Raw genomic sequence first — 23,316 nt, 5'->3', positions numbered from 1 at the left:
CAAAACTGCTGCTTGAATGTCACAATCTCGACGACTTGCTAAACTTGGTGCTTACCTGCGTCCCCACTGGCGGGAGACTACATTAGGCATTATTGCTCTTTTGTCTGTCAATGGGCTGGGCGTTTATATCCCCTTGCTGATTCGTTCTGGGGTTGACAAACTCTCAAAAACTTTCAGCTTGGAGGAAATCCTACAATATGTATTCACCATTATCTTACTCAGTTCAGCAATGTGGCTCATCCGCATTGCTTCCCGCATCTGGCTGTTTGGAGTCGGGCGTCAGGTGGAATTTGACCTGAAACAGCGGATTTTTGAACACTTACTCAAACTGGAGCCGTCTTATTTCGCCAGCAACACCGCTGGGGATTTGATTAGTCGGGCTACTAGTGATGTGGATAATATCAGGCGGTTGTTGGGTTTTGCCGTGTTAAGTTTGGCAAATACTTTGTTTGCCTACGCTATGACTTTGCCAGTGATGTTGACAATTAGTGTCGATCTCACATTAGCCTCCCTGGCAGTGTATCCCTTGATGTTCTTTTTGGTGCATCTGTTTAGCGATCACTTACGCAAACAACAAACAGTAGTCCAAGAGCAACTCTCTGAGATTAGTGAACTCATCCAAGAAGATATCAGCGGCATAGCTCAGATTAAAATCTATGCCCAAGAAGAAAACGAGCGTCGAGCTTTCACCCAGAAAAATCAACAGCTATTAACGGCTAACCTGCAACTGGCAAAAAGCCGCAATACGCTGTTTCCCATGATTGGCGGGTTAGCTAATCTCAGTTCGCTGGTGATTATCTGGCTAGGGACAACGCGGATATCTGCTGGAACCCTTGCCATTGGTGACTTTCTGGCACTTTTAATTTATGTGGAGCGTCTAGTTTTTCCCACCGCCTTGCTGGGATTCACAATTACCGCCTACCAACGGGGTGAAGTGAGTATTGATCGCCTAGACTCCATTTTCAGTGTGACACCAAAAATCCGAGATGCAGCTGATGCCATACATCTGTCACCAGACGCAGTTAAAGGGGAACTGAGAGCGAAAAATCTCAGTTACACCTTCCCAGGCGCCACCAGCCCAGCTTTAGACAATGTCAACTTTACGATCGCTCCTGGGGAATTGGTGGCAATTGTCGGCACTATTGGTGCTGGTAAATCAACTTTGGCTAATGCTTTACCACGCTTGTTAGATATTCAGGCAGGGCAGTTGTTTTTGGATGGGTTGGATATTACAAAGATCGCCCTGGCAGATTTACGCGGTGCGATCGCCTATGTGCCTCAAGATAGTTTTCTGTTCAGCACCACAATTAAAAATAATATCCGTTACGGCGACCCAGTCAGCGACCAAGAAAATGTGGAATCTGTAGCCAAACTAGCCCAAATTGACCCAGAAATTAGCAATTTTCCCCAGCAATATGAGACTCTCGTGGGTGAACGTGGTATTACTCTTTCTGGCGGTCAGCGGCAACGTACAGCTTTGGCTAGGGCTATGCTCATTGAAGCCCCAATCCTAATTTTGGATGATGCCCTGTCTAGTGTGGATAATCAAACAGCTACACAAATCTTAAAAAATATTTCTAGTGACAAACAAAACAAAACCGTCATTTTTATTACTCATCAACTATCTGCTGCTGCCACGGCTGATCGGATTTTTGTCATGTCTAATGGAAAGATTGCCCAGATAGGTAATCATTTAGAACTTGTACAACAACCAGGGCTTTATAAAACTTTGTGGAGTCAGCATCAAGTAGAAGAATTACTGCGATGAACTACCCATCCCTCAACGAAGTAGGGATGGGTTTCTACAACCACCCCAGTAGAGTTGGTTTTGTCTCAAGAGAAAACAGCGACGTACCGCAGGCTACCGCAGAGGATACTTCCGCTCTTGGCCTTCCGAACAGTCTCTCCGTCAAGATTCGGGTAGGAAGAAGCTTTGATGGGGCTTTACAAAACTATATGAAGCCATTGTGAGATTTAAAATTATGACTGGGTTAGTTTTTTTGGGGATTGGGGTATTATAAATAACCCATAAACAATCATTCGACATCAAAGATGTTCAAAATTGAATTATCAAAGTCTTCTAATTCAGGGGAATTTTCCGCCCCTGAGTTACAGCATCGTCATATCGGGGCGATCGCAGCTTTAGTCTTAATTAGCCTACTGAGTTCATTGGCTGGTTCGCCGACTTACCACACGATCTCTAACTGCTGGGAGGCGTTTATTTGGGGAATAGCAGATCCAGTCATCAGGTTGGATCGTTTGGCGCTGATTGTGGCTATTGGCTTGCTGTCTGCTGGTGTGGTTCGTGGAACTTGGGTAACTGCATCTTTTGTGATTGCCGCACTCTTCGGCACAGTAATTTATCTATCCCCAATATACTTACCAGGTATTCAAATAGCGATCGCTATTTCCACCATTGCCTTTGGCGCTATGCTAGTGATACCCACTCAACTAAACTGGGTAGCCTTCGCCGTGCTAAGTGCCATTGCTGGTTTGTTTCAGGGTTACGCTAATGGTGAATCCGCTATGGGGCTAGGAATGGTGACATTAGTTACCTATTTCATAGGCGTTACCTTAACTCAGTTTGCGATCGTCATGAGTGCAAGAGAAATTGGCATTATTTTCAGCAAAGGAAAAAATCACCAAGGGTTGTTCAGCAAAACTCGTCTTGCTGGTTTAGCTTTTTGTACTATCGGCATCGTATTTTTGGGTAATTAGCTCATCTAAGCTAAAAAAATCCTGTTAGTGTCGTTTTTTCAATTTTGATAATGGCTAATGGGTAATTTATTTCGGACAATAATTTCCACAATTACCCCTTTGGCTTTTTATGTTTAAAAAGCTCTGATAAGTCATAAAATTACTTACACAGTTTTCTCGAACAACAAGTCTTAAACAATTAAAATTTAAGAATTAAAAATTCAAGACTGTTACCGACGGGGATTTCAACCAAATTTCTTTTTAATAAATTTAATCTCACTAAAATCAACAAAACCGATCATCCGTAAGATGGCAACTTAACCCAAATCTGTTCATCAGGAATACATACTAATATAAGTTGTTACTAAATATATCCTAGTGGCGAAGCTATAACTAATATTTCAAAAATATCTAAGTAGCAAGTGAAACTAAGATGCAAAAGATAACTTTTATGAGCAAAAGCAGCAGACAAATTGTTGCATAGTGAACAATATCTCTAGGGGTGTATGAAAGCACCAAAAAACAAAATTACAAATAGTATCATTATGACAGAAGCTATTGGGTTCTCTTACTGGTCTTAATTTTTTTAATCTATATTAGCGGTATTACTATGATGTTTTCTCAAAATTGGGGTGGTAAAGAAATGATTTCCGCAGGCGTCGAAGTTAAAATAAATCGATTGGAATCAATTGTTGAGCAAATTGGGGAAGCAGTACTCTCTACAACTGAAACAATTGAACGTCTGGCTGAAAGATTGGAAACTCTCAGTCTGCAAATCGAAGCCCAAGGAAAGCAGGTACAGCAGCAGGGTTATCAAATTTTTGCCTTGTGTGACGCTGTACAGAGCCTTGCTGAATCTCAGGATGATTCACTGCAACAACTCAGCCAATTGACACAAACCCTAGACAAGCTGACATCCCTGATTCAAGGTGCCGATGACGAACTGTGAGTTATGTCTATTAAACCCTTAACAGAGTTACCGCAATATTCCCAGAAAAACAGACATCTACATCACTGCCAGGAGTGCGCGATCGCAAGCCATATTCCCCTACATAATAAAAATCATCGCCTTCAATGCGATAGTTGACAGGCAAAGGTTTGGTACAAGGTTGGCAAAACACCACATCAGGATCAGCTTCTCCTGGTAGCAAATGCGGTAGATTCACATTCCAGAAACTTCCTGGTTCTAGCGAACGCTGAAGTAAGTCAGCTAAAACTTCAGATGTCCATCGAGCAGCCAAATCCCAATCATAATTTAGCTTGCCTTTGCGATAGTGAGAAATCGCAACTCCCGGAATACCATGCATTGCTGCTTCCCGCACAGCAGCCACAGTACCGGAAATGTAAGCATCTACTCCCAGGTTACCACCAGCGTTAATGCCCGATAGCACAAATTCGACATCTTGGCAGATATGGGTTAATGCAATTCTGACACAATCAGCGGGTGTACCTGCGATCGCGTAGCGCTCCGCAGAAATCGCATACTCAACCTCTGAACGTCGCTGGAGGTTGATGGGGCCAGTGGTAGTGACTTGATGCCCACAGCCAGACTGATGATCTTGTGGTGCCGCAATAATCACATTTTTGCCATTTACAGCCTTTAGTAGTGCTTGAATACCGGGGGCATCGATGCCGTCGTCGTTAGTTAAAATTAGGGTCATATATAGCAAGAAATATCTGCAAATATATCATTGTAAACTTAGTTGTACCGATTCAAGTTCCCCGATTTTCGCAGATTTAGCTCTTGCGCTAAAATATAACGTAGCAGCACAGATAATAGTGAAAATGCTTGCTACTTATTCTCAATAACCTGTTTATAGTTTGAGGTTAAGACAGTTTTGAATGGAAAATATATGCGCTCTCAACTTTCAGCAATGCTAGATAGAAACCAGATTGCAACTACAGCGACTAGGTTTCTAGCTTTAACTTATGCTTATTCAGCAAAGGAATTGCCAGCGATTATGGATGATTATCTCAGTAAGTTACCAGGTGGTGAAGCATGACACAAGAATTAATCGACTTAAAAAATAGTATCTTAGAAGGACGTTATGCAGATGCCTTGGTAATAGTTGATGAATTAGAAGGCATGAGTACAAAAGCTATTCTACGGCAGATTAAATCTTATTTAAGGATTTTGTTGATACATTTAATTAAAAATCACTTAGAACTGCGATTAACAAATTCTTGGGCTGCTTCCATTCGCAATGCAATCCGTGAAATTAAAGAAGCAAATTTCAAAGATAATAAAAATTCTTACTACATCAATCAAGATGAATGGGAGATTTTTATAGAAGAAGAAGTTATTGAAGATGCTATAGCTGATGCAAGTCTGGAAGTTATGAATGGTGTATATAGTCAATTTCAACTTGCAGAAATTGTTGATAGAACTCAGTTAATGCAGACAGCATTGAGTTTTTTGACTTTGACATATTCCCAGTCAGCCAAAAATTTGCCGGCGGCTGTAGCGGAAGTTTTAATGCAGTTACCAGGTGGTGAAGATTGGAAGTTAGGAAGAAGAGGAGATTAATATTTTTGGTTTCGCCCTAAGTCGAGGCAAAGATGTTACGTGTTAAATTTGGATTATTACATTCAAGTCTTGCAGGAAATACAAATGACAGCAGATACTACTGTAAAATATCAAATTCTCAAGGCAGTGGAGGAAATGCCACAGGAAGTTACTTTTGAAGAAGTAATGGAACATCTTTATTTTCTATATAAGGTTAATCGAGGTTTGCAACAATTCCAGTCTGGTAATATCGTGTCACATGAAGAAGCCAAAAAGCAGATTAAGACATGGCACGAGTAAACTGGACAAGTCAGGCTTTAGCTGATTTAGAGGCAATTGGTGATTTTATTTCACGAGATGCACCAAGTTTTGCTCAAGTATTTGTAAATCGGGCATTTCAGGCTGTAGAACGGCTAGAAAACTTTCCATATTTGGGGCGTCTTGTGCCGGAAATCAGTCAAGATAATATTAGAGAGATTATTTTTGGTAGTTACAGAATTGTATATCAAGTGAACAATTAAGCAGTAAATATTCTCACGATTTTCCATTCATCCAGACAGCTTAAACAGTCTGATTTACCTAGCGAATTAGGTGAATAAACCACAACTTATAAAACACTAAAAGCCTGTAGGTGTAAGTAGAATATAAAAGTAAAAATTTATTGTTGGGTTTCGGTTCTCAAACGCCATTTAGAGGAAACGGGGGAAAATACGCAGGTTTGTGGGTTCAAAAAGTGGAAATGCAAGTTTAGCGATGTCCAATTATTGGAAATATTTGATAAACTAACCAACCTAAGCCTAACCCTAACCAGGAAGTTACCAGCAAAATTAGAAGTCTATGGGATTTGCTGAAAGACTTTTTTAACTCCTCCCAAGCCGAAGTCAAAGCCGAAGCCGAAGCCAAAGCCAAAACCAAAGTCGAAGCCAAAGACCAAAACCAATTCCAAGCCAAATCCGAAGCTGAAACCAAAGCCCAATCAGAAACAAAAGCCCCAGCCCAATTTGAAAGCAAAGCGAAAAACATAAACAAAGCCAAAGCCGAAGTCCCAGCCCAATCCGAAGCAGAAGCCAAAACCAAAGCAAAACCCCAAGCCAAAACCCAAGCCAAAGCCCAGTCCCAAGGTGCTGAAAAAAAGCCCATTGCTGAATAAGCTAAAACAACTCCTGATAACCTACCCCAAGGTATATTATCGAGGATTGGCTTTTGTCGGTGAGAAGGTATTTTGGGCACAACTGAAGTAGTTATAAATTTAGGAGTATGTGCTGTGCTTGGTAAGTAATCCCAAAACCACCTTCTCCCAGTTTTTCTTTGATAACGTATTTGTCACCCTGTAGTTTATGCCCAGCTTGCCAAACCATGATTTATGGTGCCAAAATACTTAGGTACATTTTGGCACAATCAGTAACATTAAACCAAATTTTAGACGAATATGGTTTAACCGAAAATCCCTGTAAACTGTAAATTGGGCAAAATTATTTTTGGTCGCAGCTGATGGTTGCAGTAGCAAACTGGACAGGATAGCTGAAACTTGCCGATGAATAAAACCGTAAATAAGATGATTTTGACCTCAGTTGTGTAGTATTTTGAGTGCAAGTCTGTCTTAGGATTCATCCCATGCAACGGCTACTCAAGCAATTATTTAGTAGTAAAACATACCTTATCCGGCTAATTGTCCCCTTAGTGGCAATGATGATCACAGCTGCGATATTTGCCCCACCCACCTTAGCCACTGGTGTGTATCAAATACCCAATCTCGCAGCAGACACCTGGATTGTAGATCAAGGTGAAATCATCAGCCGTTTAAATGAAGGTCAGATTAGCAGCGCCTTTGCGGATTTGGCCAAGCAAACTGGCAATGAAGTCAGAATCGTCACCATACGTCGCCTTGACTACGGTGAAACACCGCAAACTTTCACCAAAGCGCTGTTTGAAAAATGGTTCCCGACAAAAGAAGTGCAAGCCAATCAAACCTTGTTGGTGATTGACACAGTTACTAATGGTAGCGCCATTATTACTGGTGATAAAGTCAAGTCTGTGCTGACTGATGCGATCGCCGAAAGTGTCGCTTCAGAAACCTTGAGTGTGCCATTGCGGAACGGGAACAAATACAATCAGGCATTTCTAGATGTACGCGATCGCATAGTTGCCGTCCTCTCTGGCAAACCTGATCCCGGCCCACCCCAAATAATTGAAACTGTTCAGGTAGAAGGCACATTCAAAAAAGCCGAAGAAACCGACCAAAGTAACGCTACTGCTTGGGTAGTAGGACTGTTAATAGCCGCCACCGTGATTCCAATGGCGACTTACTACATCTACCTAGCGATTCAACCATCATCTGAGGGGTAATGGGGATTGGGGATTGGGTACTAGGTACTGGGTACTTAACAACTTATGGCCAATTACTCATTCCCCACATTTAGCGATGGTGTATGTTTTTGCTGAAAGGTTCAAATTATCAAGTCAGGTAGGGTGCAAAAAAATATGCCAAATAATGACACACCCCAAGATTGGGGTTATTTACTAACAGGAAGAGTTAGTGAAAACTTAATTCGTAGGTTAGAAGGAGAAGAAGCCTTAAATAATTATAGTCAAAATTGGCAACTACATGAACGGGCAAACGAACTCATTTTAGCTCTTTTAGGAGTAGATAATGCTTTAGAAAGATTACCTCATCATCCTTTATTGCGTCCTTTAAGAGAAGGAGATACTAAACATAGCGATGGACAATCTTTTTTACAACATCGGGTAGTTGACAGATGGCGAGAAAATACAGCTAAAGATTGTGAAAATCAATTGCTACCAAAAATCAAAATCGTCCAAGGGCTTCTTCCGTTATTAAGCAATTTAGACCGATTTACAGCTTATATTGAAATTGAAAAAAGCTTTCCTACCAAAGGGCTACTTTAGTAGCCGAGGGTAAACCTCAAAAAGAAATAGGAATAATTACTTTTTATGGCGCACAATTAAGAAAAATTAGGGCGCAAATTACTAATTACAATTTTCCTAATCTTAATATTCGCACGGGAACAGTTGATGAATTTCAAGGGATGGAAAAGTCTGTGATTATTGTAAGTATGGTTCGGAATAATTATCATAGTAATATTGGCTTTGCTAGGACACCCGAACGAGTTAATGTAGCTTTTTCTCGTGCTAAAGAATTACTTATAATTTTGGGATGCCATGATTTATTTACAAGCAATGTTATCTATAGTGAAGTTTCCAAAGTGGTGGCACGCTATCAAGGTTTTGTTGATGAAAATTTATGCAGACAAGAACCATGACTATAAATACTCAGTTAACAACTTTAGCAAAAAATATAGAAGAAACATATTCTGCTTCTGTTTTGGCTGCTGATTATTTTCGTTATGACATCCATCAAACTAAGGTAAAACTGACTATCAGTGAACCTCGTGAAGTTGATGTTTTTGAAGAGTTTGTGCTTCAATGTGCTATTGATATTAATAATCCATCAACATCTGTTGAGTAAATAGCTAATATGCTCTGCATAGATCCCATATTTATTAGTGATACTACTACAAAACTTCAAGAGTATGGGGCTTTAACTGTTAATTCAGACTCTCAAATTCAGGTTAATTCTTCTGCTCAAGAGTTGTTTAACAGTTCTAATTCTATCTTAGAGCCGACTTCTACTAAAGATGCTTATTATATTGATGATCCTTTTGAAGGAAGAAAAATTAAAACAGAATCTATAGTTAATGCACCTCAATATTTGGTTTGCTTAAGTGATTATTTTGAGATTAGCCAGGATATTCAACAAATAGAAGATTTTACATTACTAGAAATACAAGAAATCATTCAATCATCAAATTTTATTGTTACAGGCAATAAAAAAGTAACCGGATTTAACTTTATTGATAGAACAACACAAGCCAGAAGAAAGACAACTATTTTCGTTATTCAAACTAATGAAATACAATTCTTAGTTCAGGAACAAGAGTTACAATATCTCTCTGATGTCTTAACCCAACTCAGTGAAAAAGGAAAATTGGATTGGGAAGACCTTTTTTCTCAACAACCACCTGCTTGTCTGTATCCTTCAGCTTTAATTCGTTCTGATGCTACTGAAGCTCAAGCGATTAAGGATTTCGTAGCAGAAAGAGAAATTGAACATTTAGTTCATTTTACGTCTATTGAAAACTTATATGGTATTTGTTTGCAAGGTGCTGTGCTTGCTAATACAAAGTTACGAGAGCTTAAGTGCCAATATAACCAAATTGATCCTCTAAGAATAGATAGAAAACTAGAATATGTTTTTTGTAGTGTTACTTACTATAATTTCCTGTATCACTATTTAATTAGTTCTAAAAGTTCATGTTGGGTTTTACTTTACATTCGGACTGACTATATGTGGAAAGATAAGACACTATTTTGCGAAACTAATGCAGCTACTGATCGGGGCATTCATTTAGGGAAAGGATTACATAAGTTACAAAGTTTGTTTGCACCCCAGGTTGATGCTAGGAGAGGAACACAAACAAGAATTAATAAGCCAAAAAACTTGCCTACTAACATTCAAGCGGAAGTTTTAGTATATGAAAGTATTACTTTAGATGATGTAATTGCAATCGTCGTCAAAAACAGTCTGGATGTTAAAAAAGTGCGTGATGCAGGTTGGGAAGGTGAGATTCAAGTGCGCCCTAATTTATTTCAGCCTAAGTTTGATTGGATTTAAAACAATTAAATTTCAATCAATAAAATTAATTAAGTTACACAAAAATTCACATTTCTGATTGAGTAGGGGAAGGGGAGATTGGGAGGTTCATCATGGAAGCATCCAATTTTTGGAAAAATCTGTCTAGTCTTGATGAATGGAAATCGCGGCTACACAGGAAAAAACCATCTTTCCTTTCGGAACGCGACGCGATCGCGGTTTTCAAATCCTTTGAGTCTACGCAGACGAATTTACTTCGTGTAGCCGCGATTACTAGAGTACTGAGATACTCCCGTTCATAGCCCAGTTCCCAGTCCCCATTACCCTAATCTTGGATGTACTCTTGCCCTGTCACTAAAGCCACTTCGGCTCGGACAAATTCTCGGCCTAAATAGCTGGCATGATCTAATAAGGTAACAGGACAGGGCTGAGTTTTTTCAAAAATCTGCACACAAAGTTCCTTCGCTGTTCTCCCACTAAACACTGTTTCGTGAGTTCTCTCTACCTTTCCCCGTGCAGGAATGACTTTCCCCGTTTCTGGATCGACAGCTAAACCGCGATCGTCAATCACATTTGTGAAATGCTTGGCATAAATTAACCGCGCATTCCGATCCAAGTAAATAATGAAATATCCACCGGGGTCAAGATCAATATGACGCTGGGAAAGCTTGTTATCAATCGCCGCCAAATCTACAACCATCAAATCCATAAGTTTTCTCAAAAGCAAAATTATTTCATTAACGTTTTACCTTACATTTTCAAGTGTAGTTTGTACATTCCTCTATTTATTGCCAATCTTGGTATTTTACGCATCGCGTTGACTAAAGGGCAACTCTGCATTCATCGCCTCAATCTCTTGTTGTTCCAGTTGATTCACCTCATTGATATAAGGGCGTAAGATTTGTCCTAAACGATTATTGTAAAAACGGTGCAGACTATAATTCGGCATCGCCGGAAAACCGCGCCGTTTCTTGTGGCGTCCACCAGCACCAGGGTCAAAAGTTTGGATACCATTCGCGATCGCCCATTCAATTGGCGCGTAATAGCAAGCATCAAAATGCAAGCAATCTATTTCTTGAAAACTACCCCAATAGCGCCCATATAGTTTGTCACCCTTAAATAGACAAAAAGACATCCCTACAGGCTGGCGGTCATCTTGCTCGCTGTATGCGCCAATCAACAACACCCGATGACGATAATTAGCGTCTAGCTGGTCAAAAAAACTTTTTGTCAGGTACTTGCTACCCCACCAGCCAAATTTATCACAGGTATCAGCATAAAATTGGTACATCAAAGGAAACAGCGATCGAGGAATTTCATCACCAGTTAGCGGTTGCAATCGTAAACCTGCCTTAGACACAGCTTTACGCTCTCGCTTAATATTGCGTCGCTGGTTGGCATTGAACACTGTCAAGTAGTCATCAAAAGTCTGAAACCCAGCATTCTCCCAGATATAGCTATGGTGCAGCCACGGAACAAAACCCTGCCGTTCTAAAACAGGACGCCATTCGGGATCAACATAGAGAAAATGACAGCCAGAAATGCCATTTTTTAGGCAAAAAGAGTCAATTTCATGCAGCAGTATAGCTGTGATTTCATCCTCATCTTCCCCAGAAGCAATTAAGAAACGATAGCCTTCGGCGGGAGTAAATGGCGTCATTCCCAACAGTTTTGGGTAATACTCTACTCCGATGCGAGAGGCTAATTCTGCCCACTGTTGATCAAAGACAAATTCACCATAACTATGCCCTTTAAGATAAAGTGGGGCGGCAGCAATTAGTGATCGATCTCGCCACAACGTCAAGTGATTTGGTAACCAGCCAGTTTTGGCTGTAGCACTGTGGGAGATTTCGAGATTGTTCAGCCACTCCCATTCTAAAAATGGGGTTTTTAGTGGCATAGCCAAAGCATCCCAGGCATTTTGGGGTACTTCAACGATTTTGTTTGTCCAAACAACAGAATAACGAGGCTTGAGTGGTTTTACCATCGTCTGGTTAAGATACAAAAGTTAGCGAAAGCTCTATTTAGAGTAATCTAAGACAACTGGTCATTGCCGCCGATAGTGCAAAAACACTTCTTCCTCCACTGTTTGAACTTCTAGTAGTTGCAACTTGGGAGCTAAATGGGATAAAAATCCTTGCCCTTCTACAGGTGTAGGTGCTGCTGCACCACCTAAAATGAGCGGACAGATAGTCAACCAGAATTCATCAATTAAATCAGATTCCACCATAGAAGCGACTAATTGACCTCCACCCAAGACCGCTAGGCGTGTTATCTGTAGAGATGCCAGGTGTTGTAGAGCAGCGACAAGGTCAATTTTTCCCGTTGGTGTTTCAAAAACCAGAATCTGCTCAAATTCTGGAGGGTACTCCTGTGCGGAAGTTGTCCCTGTTGTAGGCGGCACGCCTTCCCGCAAGTTAGGAATTGACCGTAAGCGTTTTTGCCAGAAAATTGCCCCTGCTGTTGTCGTCAGCAACCAGCGTCTCACAGGTTGCCTGAAGAAGTTAATTTCCGGATTGAGGTTGCCAGAGTGCGAAATTACTATATGAACTGGCTGGTTTGGCTTACCTTCCTGTGTACGTTGCTGTAGCAGTGTTGGCTGTGATACGGTGATTGTTGTACCGTAGCCACGGAGAGTACCAGCACCAAATAAAACGGCATCAGAGGCAGCGATTTGCTTTTCCAGGTGTGCTTTATCAGCCCCTGAGCCAAACCGAGCAGGCGATCGCCTAAAATCTGCTATTTTACCATCTGCACTCATTGCCAAAACAACTGTGGTATGAGGACGATGTTGCTCCATAAAGTTAGGTTTGATAGTTTTGTTATTTTCCTTGCTAGTACAGCACGGCGTAAATAAACCACCCATTCCAAATCAATGAAACGCTTACGCTGTATTCATTTTGAATTTTGAATTTTGAATTTTGAATTCCGCCCTGCGGTACTAGTCTGTTGATCTTAAATAAATTTCTGCCTGCAAGTTACTGTTTACGAATTTGATTCCTGTATTCATATGCAACACGAGTTGCTTTTACATCTACCATCTATGAGTTTTGGTATACCATGTTTCTTTCTGCATAATGGCAATTTGATACTTTTAAAAAGTTACAATGAAGTAGTGATAACTTAATAAAATGTCTCATTTAGCCCGTCTAATTGCATATTGTTGCTGTTGTGGTTTGCAGATGCGAAGTGAGACACTCGATGGCTAAGTCTCGTCAATCATCCTTTCGTCGAATTTTAGTAACAAGAATATTAATTCTGTTTGTCCCAGTTTTATTTATAGGGGAAATTGTCGCCTTGAATAAGGCACGCTCTAGTCTATTGAAAACTGCCCGGCAAAACTTAACAGAAAGCGCCATCAACAAAGGTGATAAAATTATCGATGCTATCGCGGCGCTAAGAAGCAACTTGCTCAGTGCCAGTCAAACAAAAGTCATTCAGTCAGGTTCGCCAGCAAAAGCCCAAAAATTTCTCACTCAGTTAGCGGAAACACTACCAACCAAAATTGATTGCATTCAATTAACAAATCTACAAAAAGGCAACATCATTGCCAGTAGTTGTGGCGACACAAGAATTGGTGAATTGAGAGAATCTTTGTCTAGTGATGACGTTAATATCAAAGCAATATTACCGCCAAAAGCCGGAACAACTGGCAAGAGAGATCCACAAAATCAACTGCAATTCCTTTTGTCTGTGCCAGTCTACAGTCGCAGTGGGGATTTGGCTTATGTCTTAAGTCTTCAGACCGCATTGCACCAACAAATTACAAATCAGCCAGGGTCACTCACCGGCTCTACGGTAATAATTGCTGAAGATGGTACAATTTTGCTTCATCCTTTGGCAGACCGAGTGGGTACTAATATCCAAAATCATCCGGATGCTGACCGACTGAAAAGCATTGTTAAAAAAGCGATCGCTGGGCAAAGCGATTCTATACATTTGTATTTTACAGATGGTAAAGAATTAGTTGCTGGCTATACGGCTATTGTCAATCCTATGACACAACAGCGGCAGCAAAAATGGATCATTTTAGCTGTAACGAGTGTGGAAAATGCCCTGTTTGGTTTAGAGGAAATCAAACTTATCCTCATTGTTTTAACAGTTGGCTTAATTGGCGCAAGTTTGTTGGCATCGCTGTATCTAGCTCCTTACCTGGCACGTCCTGTAGAAGAATTACGAGACTACGCTTTGAATATTCACAGCCACCACAGCGCACAACCAATTCCCCACAACTTCAAAATCCGGGAGTTCAATCAACTAGCACAAGCACTAGACCAGATGGTTGAGCGACTCAAGGCTTGGGCAGAAGAACTAGAAATAGCTTGGAAAGAAGCAAAAACTGCCAATCAAATTAAAAGTCAGTTTTTAGCTACAACTTCTCATGAATTGAGAAACCCACTAAATATCATTATTAACTGTGTTCGCCTAGTTGAGGAGGGCTTGTGTGATAACCGGGAAGAAGAAATGGAATTCCTCAAGCGTGCCGATGAAACAGCGATTCACTTGTTAGGCATTATCAATGAGTTACTAGACATTTCTAAAATTGAAGCGGGAAAACTCTCAGTAGTCACAGAACCTATTGATTTACGACAAATACTGTTAGAGGTAATTAATTTACAGTCGGTTAATGTTCAGCAAAAGGGTTTGCAACTCAAATGTGAGCTAGGTAGTGAACGGATACCAATTAAGGCAGATGGGGCAAAACTCAAGCAGGTGCTGATTAATATCATCGGCAATGCCACTAAATTCACCGACGAAGGAAGCATCGCAATTTGTACAGAAATTCACCAAGTTGATGGTAAATCTCAAGTGATGGTTTCTATTAAAGATACAGGTGTAGGCGTTGATCCTGCCCAGCAGCACAAACTATTTCGCCCCTTTGTGATGGTGAATGACACAAGCACACGCAAGTTTGAGGGTACCGGATTAGGACTAGCAATTTCCCGGAACTTAATCGAACTTATGGGAGGTAAAATTAATCTTGAGAGTGGGGGTTTGCATCAAGGTACGACAGTGCTGATTGTATTACCTTTGATTGATATCTCTCTGTTACCTACTTCAGAAGAACAAGGGGAGGGGACAAGGGGAAGCCGCTACTCTAAAGGGCGGGAAGAGCCACCTTTGGGGATTTACGGTTCTTCAAAAGCAGTGGTAGATGAAGAGAAAGGAGAAACTTGCGACGTGAGTTTCCCGCCCCAACCAAGCATCATTCCCAGCTTTCCCAAAGGAGAAGCTTGTGTTAATGGGACATCTGAAAGGTGAATCATCTTACAGCAATACCCGGTAAGCGTAAAGCTCAGTGGCTTCAGAGAAAGAGATATAAGCGACACGGGTGGTTTTAACCGCCTTCAATTTTATGCTACCAAGTATTGACAATCTTACGCCGGGAGTTGTAGTATAAGATTAGAGGTAGAGAGATGCTAGTTTTTGAGTTTAAGGTTTACGGGAAATCAGTTCAGCTAACAGCAATAGATGATGCAATTCGGACTGCACAATTCATTCGTAATAGCTGTGTTCGGCTATGGATAGATGTTTTGGATACAGGCAAAAACGACTTGCAGAAATATTGTGCTGTCTTAGCGGCTAATTTTCCATTTGCTAATGAACTCAATTCAATGGCTAGACAAGCTAGTGCAGAAAGAGCATGGGCTTCTATCTCTCGGTTTTATGATAATTGCAAGAAGAATATTCCTGGTTTAAAGGGATATCCTCAATTCCAAAAAGATTGTCGTTCTGTTGAATACAAAACATCAGGATGGAAGCTTGCTTCGGATCGTAAATCCATCACTTTTACTGACAAAAAAGGTATTGGCAGATTAAAAATCAAGGGGACTCGTGACCTTCATTTCTACCAAATCAACCAAATTAAACGGGTAAGATTGGTAAAACGGGCTGATGGTTATTATTGTCAATTTTGTATTGATGTTATCCGTCAAGAAAACATAGAACCATCTGGTAACACTATTGGATTGGATGTAGGATTAAAAGAATACTACACCGATTCCAATGGCGTAATGATTGAGAATCCTAAGTTTCTTCGTGAAGGAGAAAAGGTTCTTAAACGTTCACAACGTCGCGTTTCTAGAAAAGTCAAAGGGTCAAAAAATCGAGGCAAAGCTAGACAGATTTTAGGAAAACGCCACCTCAAAATAAGTAGGCAACGTAAAGACCATGCTGTGAAATTAGCACGGTGCGTAGTTCAGTCTAACGACTTGATAGCCTACGTAGGCGCTTCGCCGTGCCGAAGGCTAGATTTGAGGATTAAAAATTTGGTGAAAAATCATTGTCTAGCTAAGTCCATTAATGACGTATCTTGGTATCAGTTTCGTGTCTGGCTTGAATACTTTGCCAAAGTGTTCAAGAAAGTCACGGTGGCGGTTAATCCGCAATATACTAGCCAGGAATGCTCTAGCTGCGGTGAAATTGTTAAGAAAACCTTATCCACCAGAACCCACGTTTGTCAGTGTGGGTGCATCATGGATAGGGACGAAAACGCAGCTAGAAATATCCTTAGTCGAGGATTGAGTACCGTAGGGCATATGGGAACTTTTGCGCTAGACGCAAGCAACGCTTTAGGAGACAAGACCTCTATTCAGGTTGGAGAAATCCTATCTGAGTAAGTCATGTCTTTGATTAAAGAATCTCAGCGGCTGTCTTCCCTGAGAGTGTCAAAGCGTTTGATGTGTTAAGTTCAGAAAAATAGGCTTACCGCCCTGGTTTAAGGATGCTGTCAAAGCGGCAAGAATTTCCACTAAGTCTGTACCTACCCGGCCTGAGGAAATCACTGGGGGAACATTCTGGAGGATAGAGACAACAAAGCGATCGCAAACCCGCTGCAATGGTTCACCTGTTTTTATCTCCAGCACCTCTTGTCGTTGATTCACAGGCATAAATTGATTCCCCTGTTGTGCAAACTCACCATGTAGCAAGGTTAAAGGCGACGAGGGAGACATCTCATCAAAAATCAAGCTACCTAAGCTACCCACAATCCCTAATCGTCTCTGTTTATCTGGATTGAGCCAGCACAGGTGAATATATGCTTGAAAGCCATCTGCATATGTCAGCGTCACCCAAACTAAATCAGCTAGAGGAGATTGGGGACTGGGAGCAGACAAGAAAGAGGCTTCTTCAAGAATTCCCCCTTGTAACCAAACCGTACCCGTTGCTTGCACTTTTACAGGTAACTGATTTAGCCAGTTGTTAAAGATGGCAATATCATGAATAGCTAAGTCCCACAGGGCATCAACATCCTGCCGGACAGGGCCTAAATGAGTGCGGGTAGCGTAGCCATAGCGTAAATCACCTAATTTACCCGCCTGAATTACAGCTTGTCCTCGCTCAACTGCTGGGTGAAATAGATAAGTGTGATCAACCATGAGTATCGAGTGTTGTTGCTCTGCTAATTGGCAAAGTTCCCGACATTCTACTGGGTTGAGAGTTAAGGGTTTTTCTGCCAAAACATGGTAACCCTGGTTGAGAGCATCCTTAATTAAGGCATAGTGGGTGGAAGCAGTTGTGGCAATTACCACCCCTGTTAGCCCCGGCACTTGCTTGAGAGCTTGCCACTCGGTTGTTAATAATATATTTTCATCTAAGTTAAATTGTTGTTTTACCGCTGCCAATCGTTCTGGATTGGGGTCTACTACCGCCACAACATTCACTTGGGGGTGTGCTAAAAAATTTCGCAGTAAATGCACTCCCCAACGTCCCACACCGATGACAGCAATTTTAGTTTTAGTCATTTGTCATTTGTTCCCTCTGCTTCCCCAGTAACCAGTTAAGGTTTTTCCTGTGCGCTAATTGCTAAAAAAGCTACTTTGGCGGCGGCCTGTTCAGCGGCTTTAATCGAGCGTCCCTTACCTTCTCCTAGCATTTTTTCATGTAACCACACTTGGGCGGCGAAACGCTCTTGAGTGTGGTGGGGTTGACTGACTTCGACAACCCGATATTCTGGTAAAACTTTAAATTGTGCTTGAGTCCATTCTTGTAGAGCAGCTTTGTAGTTCAGTCTGGCAGGATCAAGGCGAATTTCTGTCGCTAGCTTTTGGAAGTGGGGGTCTAGCCAAGGGCGAATTAGTTCTAGATTGTGAGTGCTTAAATAAAGCGCTCCTAAAACTGCTTCAAAAGCATCTGCCAGTCGTGACTCCTGACCAACTTGATCAGCAGTAGCACTGCCAGCGACCAGTAAGTATAGCTCTAAACCATATTCTCTGGCTAATTGGGCGAGAATGCGATCGCTCACTAATACCGAACGAATCGCCGCAAAATCACCCACCGGACAATCAGGATAATGTTTCCATAACACAATAGCAGCCACCAACCGCACCACCGCATCACCAACAAACTCCAACTGCTCATAATTTGCCGACTCGGACACAGTGGGATGAGTTAGCCCCAAATCCAGCAGTTGCCACTTTATCGGCGCATTTAGTGACAAACCTAACTTTTGGACTAAGCTTTCAAGTTGCCGCTGACGGCGAGGATAAACAGGAGACATTAAAAAGTGGGGGAGAATGGGCTAATAACTTTTAACTTAGCACTAAAGATAGAGTATAAATACAAGTGATTTTTTTGTTAAAAATCTTACTGTGTCAGCGTTCTCAGAACTTCAACTAGCTGCGGTATGTGAAAGAAAGCGATTCCTACGGAGCGCTTCGCTATCGCATACCCTACAATAAAAATATGAAACCAGAGATCAACCGATGGCGATCGCACAAATTGAAAGTCAGATTCGCTATGTCACCAATGTGGACGGAGAAACAACCGATGTACTCGTCCCCCTAGAACTTTGGCAACAGCTTATAAGTTCCATAAACTCTGATAACGCCAGTGGTTTAGCTTGGATTGATGAACAAGAGCCAAAAGCACAAATATTAGCTGATTTACAAGAGTCTGTGCGACAGGTTGCAGCAGCAGGACAAACTTACCCTGTTTCAGAGCTTTGGGACGATATTAACGCCTTTCAATTCCATCAAAAAAGGGATCGGTAGAGCCGTTAATAATTTGATATACTCATTTAATTAATCTAAAGATTGTCTGTAAACTGCAAATATAGTACTTTCCTTTATCCTGGCAATTTCATCTGGTGATCCTTCTATTAAGTATTTATCTAAGATAGACAAATCTTTGCGAGTACCAACTGCTTGAACACAAGCAGCAGCAATTTGTAGACCTTTTACTGTAGGATTGATTGCAAGCCAGTGATCAATAATCCCTAAAACGCGATTTTTAGGCTCGTGTCGTTTATTAAAATTTTCTAGCCAGCATTCAATGTGAAAATCACTATTAATTCGTGTTGCAATATCATCTAGTTCTTGCAGTAAATCATCATCTAAAGGATGGTAGCGTTTTCTATTTTCTTCACTCAATAAAGGTGCAATATATTGTTGGCTCCATTCTGGTATTTTAAGGGTTTGACATAATTCTGCACATTCCCAAAGATCAGATTGTCCTAAACGATCTAGATACGGCAATAAATTATTTAGATGCTGCTTAGTAAGTGGCTTTTTTTCTCCCAATTCGGCAAATTCATAATGACTGTGAATATGCTCAAGTATTTTGATGTCTTTTGGACATTGATTGATGGCAGCAGCAGCTAGGTCTAGACACTTTGGAGTGCCAATACATAAAGCAGACTGTATGAATAAGGGACTGTACATTAAATAATCCCAGTGCTTTACTAGCAAATTTTCTGCATCTTCTACACGTATTTTAATTAGTAGGCTAGAGAAAATACGATGTATATATTTATTTCCACCCAAAAAATCTTTTGAAATATCCTTTTTAAAAGTTTCTATACAATTGTCTACCATAAATAAAATTTCATCACACCACACATGATGAATATACTCTCCTTGTATTGTTTGCAACCTTGGTACGACACTGCGATCACCAAGTTTTATTCGCTTCTCTAATGCATATTCAAAAAGGATTGAATCAGATGTAATTCCTTGCATGACATCGATTTGTTCAAGTTCTGCTCCTGTAAGCCATAAGCGAAATGCTTGTATTTTTAAAGCTTCCTCACTAGCTGAATTGTCCCAAAGAAACTTTAATCTGTCTAGAGAAGCTTGTGATAGCTTACGCTTACTTATCGAAGAATTATCCCAGTTCTCAATGATGTTAAACATCAAGGTTGAAATATTTCCTGTACCAGCTAAACTTTTCTCAAGGTCAACAGCACCTTTTACAATAAACTCTATAACATCAGGTGTATCAATAAGGTCAACAATGCGTACAATATACCAATTTAATGATTTGTGTACATCGTACTGTAAAATTAGATATTTGATAACATGATCACGAATACCACGCGCTAGTGATCCACGCAGCATGTCAACGAAATAATTTTGAAATGATGAGCCGAATTGATTTTTTTCATCAGATAGATTAGCCCAATACTCCATTAGTGGGTCTAAAAGTTTTTTAGGCTCTGCACCACAACACCGCATGGAAGCCCAAATCGCTATAGGAAGAACTTGAGCCTTTTTTATAACAAGTTCCCAACAAGTTGCAATTTCATCTTCTAATTCGGTAAAACATAGAAAACCTGCTAGTGTTAAAGCACCTGCACGTTCTTCGTCAGTAACAATATCAGATTGTAATAGCTGTTTTAGTTCTACTAGAAACTTCTCCTTGTGGTAACGTTTCACCTGTTCTAGAGCTTGATCACGCCAAGGATCTTGTGTGAATGGTGCAAAATAGCGTTTATTTTCGTTAATACAGTAACGAACACCGCTCATAGTACAGCCATTCCGAAGACGAGCCAAAAGAACTAATCTATCTTTGGGAAAAGTTTCAGTTATTTCAAGTAATGCTGAAGATTCTGTTTCCCCTAAACTCCGACAGACTGCACTAAAAACTGATTCTGGAACTAAGCCAGTTGAGATACTACTATTTACCCACTTCATTACCTCTTCAATAATTAACTGATGATAATTGTTAGTAGGAGTACCAAAATCCCGAATTGCTTCTATTAATGCTAAAGGTAGGCGCTTTCCTAGTTCTCGCAGAAACTCTTGATTTTGTTGAGAACGAATAATGGCTTTACCAATTATTTCTGCATAGAATGGTTCCTCAAATATGTCAGAGTTTAAATTAGGGGTAGATAGCAACTTAATCATGCTCTCTACTAAGAGGGTCTCCTGAATGCGATCATGGCGAAAAACAAATTTGTCTTCTTGAATACTGCACAATTTCTTATGTCTAATTAACTCTCTTAAAGCATCTAAATCATCAGAAGATTCTTGTAACCAGTCTTTAATTTCTGTCCAAAGCGGGTAAAGTTTTCGCTTTGTTAACATATGAGTAACTAAGGTAGATAAAGCGGCTTGAGACTCATTGGCTAGAAATCTGCCTGAACTAGATAATTCCTCAATGGAAGTTGTAATAAATCGTTCAATTACATTTTCAGTTAAACTAGCCCATTCATTTATATGAGTGTTTGATAACAAGGAACCAAACAAGCCAATAAGTATAGGGTCATTTCCCAGCTTTACAGCTAAAGAACTAGCTTCCGTGCTTGTAATATCTACATTAGCTAATAAGGTAATAGCTCTAAGAGCTTCAATTCCTTCTGCTGTATTCATAAAGCCTATAAAAACTCGTTCTACCCAAGGTATTTCTTTGAAATCAGGACTGATGGGATTAGAAACTTTAGTCCATACGGGACAGACAACAAAACAGGGCGAAAATAAAGGCGGTAAATTAGATTCACCTGATGACTGCGGCTTTGACCAGTTGATAATGTTTTGTAAAACTCTTGTAGGATTATCTGCTCGGTTCACATCATCAACAACTAGTAATAGTCTTGAGCTTCGAGGAATAAGTTTCAGTGCATTGCTACCTGCATCAGGTTGTAAACTTGGATAAATACTTCTTAAAACTTTATCAAGGGCATTTTCCAGGGAAGTACATTCCTTGAGCAATTCATCAGATACCCACAAGCCATATCCCCCTGGTGCTAAATGTTTCTTCAGCATCTGATAAGCAGTTGCACTTTTGCCAGAACCAGATTCACCTATTAATAGTTGAATAGTGTAAGCGTTACTTTGTTTGCCTTTTTCAACTAGACTATCAACTTCACGATAAACCCAGCTATCAGGACTTGTTAAAAATCCTAATTGTTTTTCATAATTGGCTAAACTTTGCTTGCAAAGACTAAGTAGCAAAGACTCAGATAACATCTCAGCTTCAATACCAAGATACTTCTTGCGAAGCCAGTGACCCTCAGCATTATTATCTAAAAAGTCAGCTAAATACGATTGCTCACAGAACTCAACTTCAACTTCAAGTTCTTTAGCTTTCTCATATATTTTTGTTAGAAGTTCGAGGTCTAAACGTTGATTTGTAGTTAAAATGACTGTAAATTTAGCATCAGGAAACTTATGTCTATCATTCTGAGCTAGACGAGCAGCTTTTAATAAATCACCATCATCACTTTCAGAGGGGTTAGTTTTTCTATCGTTTTTAATTTGTTTAACTTTAGTGTGGTCATGTAACCACTTTTTTTCTAAACCATCTCTGTCTGTTGTCGTATGTGCCACATATAAAAAGCGCGTGGGAATACTTCCAGGAACTTGACAAAATCCGTCTACTGGCGACTTGATAGTTTCTCCCTGAGCATTCATACCAGTATGTATAATAGCTTCATAATCTTTGTTGCGTTTACGAAGTACTGAAGTTACTAAAAGCTCAAATTTTTCTCGCTCTGTGATTGCTTCGATTATTTCTGCTGTATTCAATTTCGTATTACCTAGTTAAGACTTATTTGTTTAATTGTAACCATTTTGACAATGGATTGGCAAACTAGGAATTTTTGCCTCCAATCAAAAACAACCTTAATTCCTTAACCCCCGCAACGCCAACAAAGCCACACCATAACCCGCTTCGTACCAAGGATAAATAACTTTCACAAAAGAAAAATATGGTCTTCAGTTCCCCTACTATGCAAAATTGTTTTGCTGTCTGCTAAAACCATTTTCTGGCAATGATATAAATAATTGAAATAAATATTTATCCAACAAAAAACGAACTATGGAAAATAAAACATCCACAGTTCGTTTGAAGAAAGAGTTAGTAGTAAGCCGGGTTCTGTTCTCTTGCGAGGGCAGTTATCTATCTGGGATGCCTGTTACCAGACACCTCTAGCGGCTCTCTTTTGACGGAACTGGTAAAAGACCAACCATAGTTCCTCTGGCCTTGCTCCCAACCGGGGTTTACCGAGCCAACGCCTCTCGACGCTGCTGGTGCGCTCTTACCGCACCTTTGCACCCTTACCAAATTGAATTAATTCAATTTGGCGGTATCTTTCTGTGGCACTATCCTCACGCTCGCACGCACTGGACGTTATCCAGCAAGTCTGGTCTTTCGGGAGCCCGGACTTTCCTCAAACCAGTCTTAATGACTGATCTGCAACCGCCTGCGCCAACTCTCTCCCTAA

Annotated in this window: 24 protein-coding genes and 1 other RNA gene; 17 read left to right on the top strand and 8 right to left on the bottom strand. The window is 40.5% G+C overall.

The genetic code is table 11. The annotated features are described in order from the left end of the window. Positions 1–16 precede the first annotated feature (16 nt). From CYLST_RS09900 to CYLST_RS09885, 3 genes are all read left to right on the top strand, one after another. On the top strand, positions 17–1,768 hold the full coding sequence (locus CYLST_RS09900) for an ABC transporter ATP-binding protein (protein ID WP_015207578.1): 1,752 nt from the start codon (positions 17–19) through the stop codon (positions 1,766–1,768). A 284-nt stretch (positions 1,769–2,052) separates the two neighbouring features. Beyond that, the gene (locus tag CYLST_RS09890) at positions 2,053–2,718 is read left to right on the top strand and encodes a HupE/UreJ family protein (protein WP_015207576.1); all 666 of its coding nucleotides are present in this window, start codon (positions 2,053–2,055) and stop codon (positions 2,716–2,718) included. A 589-nt stretch (positions 2,719–3,307) separates the two neighbouring features. Next, positions 3,308–3,646 carry a hypothetical protein gene (locus CYLST_RS09885; RefSeq protein WP_015207575.1) on the top strand — a complete coding sequence of 113 codons (339 nt, stop codon included), beginning with the start codon at positions 3,308–3,310 and terminating at the stop codon, positions 3,644–3,646. A gap of 10 nt (positions 3,647–3,656) precedes the next feature. Here the strand turns inward: CYLST_RS09885 and surE are convergent, their stop codons facing one another. Beyond that, on the bottom strand, positions 3,657–4,358 hold the full coding sequence (surE, locus tag CYLST_RS09880) for a 5'/3'-nucleotidase SurE (RefSeq protein ID WP_015207574.1): 702 nt from the start codon (positions 4,356–4,358) through the stop codon (positions 3,657–3,659). Between the two features lie 192 nt (positions 4,359–4,550). Here surE and CYLST_RS34350 point away from each other — a divergent pair, with 192 nt between their 5' ends. The 11 genes from CYLST_RS34350 (at position 4,551) to CYLST_RS34340 (ending at position 10,177) form a co-directional block, all read left to right on the top strand. Then, entirely contained in the window at positions 4,551–4,700 is a 150-nt protein-coding gene (locus CYLST_RS34350; RefSeq protein ID WP_157162556.1) for a hypothetical protein, read from the top strand. Further along, positions 4,697–5,224 carry a DUF29 family protein gene (locus CYLST_RS09875; protein WP_015207573.1) on the top strand — a complete coding sequence of 176 codons (528 nt, stop codon included), beginning with the start codon at positions 4,697–4,699 and terminating at the stop codon, positions 5,222–5,224. The genes CYLST_RS34350 and CYLST_RS09875 overlap by 4 nt, the downstream gene beginning before the upstream one ends. An 84-nt stretch (positions 5,225–5,308) precedes the next feature. After that, positions 5,309–5,503, top strand: a complete 195-nt coding sequence (locus tag CYLST_RS09870; RefSeq protein ID WP_041233555.1) for a hypothetical protein — start codon at positions 5,309–5,311, stop codon at positions 5,501–5,503. After that, positions 5,491–5,724 carry a type II toxin-antitoxin system RelE/ParE family toxin gene (locus CYLST_RS09865; protein ID WP_015207571.1) on the top strand — a complete coding sequence of 78 codons (234 nt, stop codon included), beginning with the start codon at positions 5,491–5,493 and terminating at the stop codon, positions 5,722–5,724. Before CYLST_RS09870 ends, CYLST_RS09865 begins: the two co-directional genes overlap by 13 nt. Before the next feature lie 323 nt (positions 5,725–6,047). Beyond that, positions 6,048–6,353: a cell envelope integrity TolA family protein gene (locus tag CYLST_RS34345; RefSeq protein WP_015207570.1), complete on the top strand. Its 306-nt coding sequence runs from the start codon at positions 6,048–6,050 to the stop codon at positions 6,351–6,353. A 464-nt stretch (positions 6,354–6,817) separates the two neighbouring features. After that, positions 6,818–7,549 (top strand): photosystem II repair protein Psb32, encoded by a 732-nt coding sequence (psb32, locus tag CYLST_RS09855; RefSeq protein ID WP_015207569.1) that lies wholly within the window; start codon positions 6,818–6,820, stop codon positions 7,547–7,549. Between the two features lie 135 nt (positions 7,550–7,684). After that, the gene (locus CYLST_RS09850; RefSeq protein ID WP_041233044.1) at positions 7,685–8,110 is read left to right on the top strand and encodes a hypothetical protein; all 426 of its coding nucleotides are present in this window, start codon (positions 7,685–7,687) and stop codon (positions 8,108–8,110) included. A 26-nt stretch (positions 8,111–8,136) separates the two neighbouring features. Beyond that, entirely contained in the window at positions 8,137–8,484 is a 348-nt protein-coding gene (locus CYLST_RS09845; RefSeq protein WP_085960589.1) for an AAA domain-containing protein, read from the top strand. Further along, positions 8,481–8,690, top strand: coding sequence for a hypothetical protein (locus CYLST_RS09840; protein WP_015207568.1), 210 nt, complete (start codon positions 8,481–8,483; stop codon positions 8,688–8,690). Before CYLST_RS09845 ends, CYLST_RS09840 begins: the two co-directional genes overlap by 4 nt. Before the next feature lie 9 nt (positions 8,691–8,699). After that, positions 8,700–9,896, top strand: a complete 1,197-nt coding sequence (locus CYLST_RS09835; protein WP_015207567.1) for a DarT ssDNA thymidine ADP-ribosyltransferase family protein — start codon at positions 8,700–8,702, stop codon at positions 9,894–9,896. 92 nt (positions 9,897–9,988) lie between these two features. After that, the gene (locus tag CYLST_RS34340) at positions 9,989–10,177 is read left to right on the top strand and encodes a hypothetical protein (protein WP_157162555.1); all 189 of its coding nucleotides are present in this window, start codon (positions 9,989–9,991) and stop codon (positions 10,175–10,177) included. Between the two features lie 23 nt (positions 10,178–10,200). Here the strand turns inward: CYLST_RS34340 and CYLST_RS09830 are convergent, their stop codons facing one another. The 3 genes from CYLST_RS09830 to CYLST_RS09820 form a co-directional block, all read right to left on the bottom strand. Beyond that, positions 10,201–10,584, bottom strand: coding sequence for a DUF4346 domain-containing protein (locus CYLST_RS09830; RefSeq protein ID WP_015207566.1), 384 nt, complete (start codon positions 10,582–10,584; stop codon positions 10,201–10,203). A gap of 96 nt (positions 10,585–10,680) precedes the next feature. Beyond that, positions 10,681–11,862 carry a GNAT family N-acetyltransferase gene (locus CYLST_RS09825; RefSeq protein ID WP_015207565.1) on the bottom strand — a complete coding sequence of 394 codons (1,182 nt, stop codon included), beginning with the start codon at positions 11,860–11,862 and terminating at the stop codon, positions 10,681–10,683. Positions 11,863–11,922: 60 nt separating this feature from the next. Then, positions 11,923–12,675 carry a RibD family protein gene (locus tag CYLST_RS09820; RefSeq protein WP_015207564.1) on the bottom strand — a complete coding sequence of 251 codons (753 nt, stop codon included), beginning with the start codon at positions 12,673–12,675 and terminating at the stop codon, positions 11,923–11,925. A gap of 401 nt (positions 12,676–13,076) precedes the next feature. Between CYLST_RS09820 and CYLST_RS09815 the strand changes: the two genes are divergently transcribed. Both CYLST_RS09815 and CYLST_RS09810 read left to right on the top strand, forming a co-directional pair. Further along, positions 13,077–15,137 carry a sensor histidine kinase gene (locus tag CYLST_RS09815; protein ID WP_015207563.1) on the top strand — a complete coding sequence of 687 codons (2,061 nt, stop codon included), beginning with the start codon at positions 13,077–13,079 and terminating at the stop codon, positions 15,135–15,137. Positions 15,138–15,292: 155 nt separating this feature from the next. Continuing rightward, a complete protein-coding gene (locus CYLST_RS09810) occupies positions 15,293–16,495 on the top strand; it encodes an RNA-guided endonuclease InsQ/TnpB family protein (RefSeq protein WP_015207562.1) in 1,203 nt (400 codons plus the stop codon). A 48-nt stretch (positions 16,496–16,543) separates the two neighbouring features. On the opposite strand, the gene CYLST_RS09805 is transcribed toward CYLST_RS09810, so the two are convergent. Both CYLST_RS09805 and rnc read right to left on the bottom strand, forming a co-directional pair. Next, positions 16,544–17,617, bottom strand: coding sequence for a Gfo/Idh/MocA family protein (locus CYLST_RS09805; RefSeq protein ID WP_015207561.1), 1,074 nt, complete (start codon positions 17,615–17,617; stop codon positions 16,544–16,546). Between the two features lie 35 nt (positions 17,618–17,652). After that, positions 17,653–18,372 carry a ribonuclease III gene (gene rnc / locus CYLST_RS09800; RefSeq protein WP_015207560.1) on the bottom strand — a complete coding sequence of 240 codons (720 nt, stop codon included), beginning with the start codon at positions 18,370–18,372 and terminating at the stop codon, positions 17,653–17,655. A gap of 205 nt (positions 18,373–18,577) precedes the next feature. Between rnc and CYLST_RS09795 the strand changes: the two genes are divergently transcribed. Further along, positions 18,578–18,865 carry a hypothetical protein gene (locus tag CYLST_RS09795; protein ID WP_015207559.1) on the top strand — a complete coding sequence of 96 codons (288 nt, stop codon included), beginning with the start codon at positions 18,578–18,580 and terminating at the stop codon, positions 18,863–18,865. Between the two features lie 30 nt (positions 18,866–18,895). Here CYLST_RS09795 and CYLST_RS09790 read toward each other — a convergent pair whose 3' ends face one another. Both CYLST_RS09790 and rnpB read right to left on the bottom strand, forming a co-directional pair. Beyond that, positions 18,896–22,618 (bottom strand): ATP-binding protein, encoded by a 3,723-nt coding sequence (locus CYLST_RS09790; RefSeq protein WP_015207558.1) that lies wholly within the window; start codon positions 22,616–22,618, stop codon positions 18,896–18,898. Between the two features lie 323 nt (positions 22,619–22,941). Beyond that, positions 22,942–23,308, bottom strand: an RNA gene (gene rnpB, locus CYLST_RS32605) — RNase P RNA component class A. Positions 23,309–23,316: the final 8 nt, after the last annotated feature.

It is taken from the genome of Cylindrospermum stagnale PCC 7417 (genome assembly GCF_000317535.1).
In the GTDB taxonomy this organism is placed as follows: Bacteria; Cyanobacteriota; Cyanobacteriia; order Cyanobacteriales; family Nostocaceae; genus Cylindrospermum; species Cylindrospermum stagnale.
The sequence above is the reverse complement of the archived record's forward strand: the minus strand, read 5'-3'. Positions and strand labels throughout refer to the sequence as shown.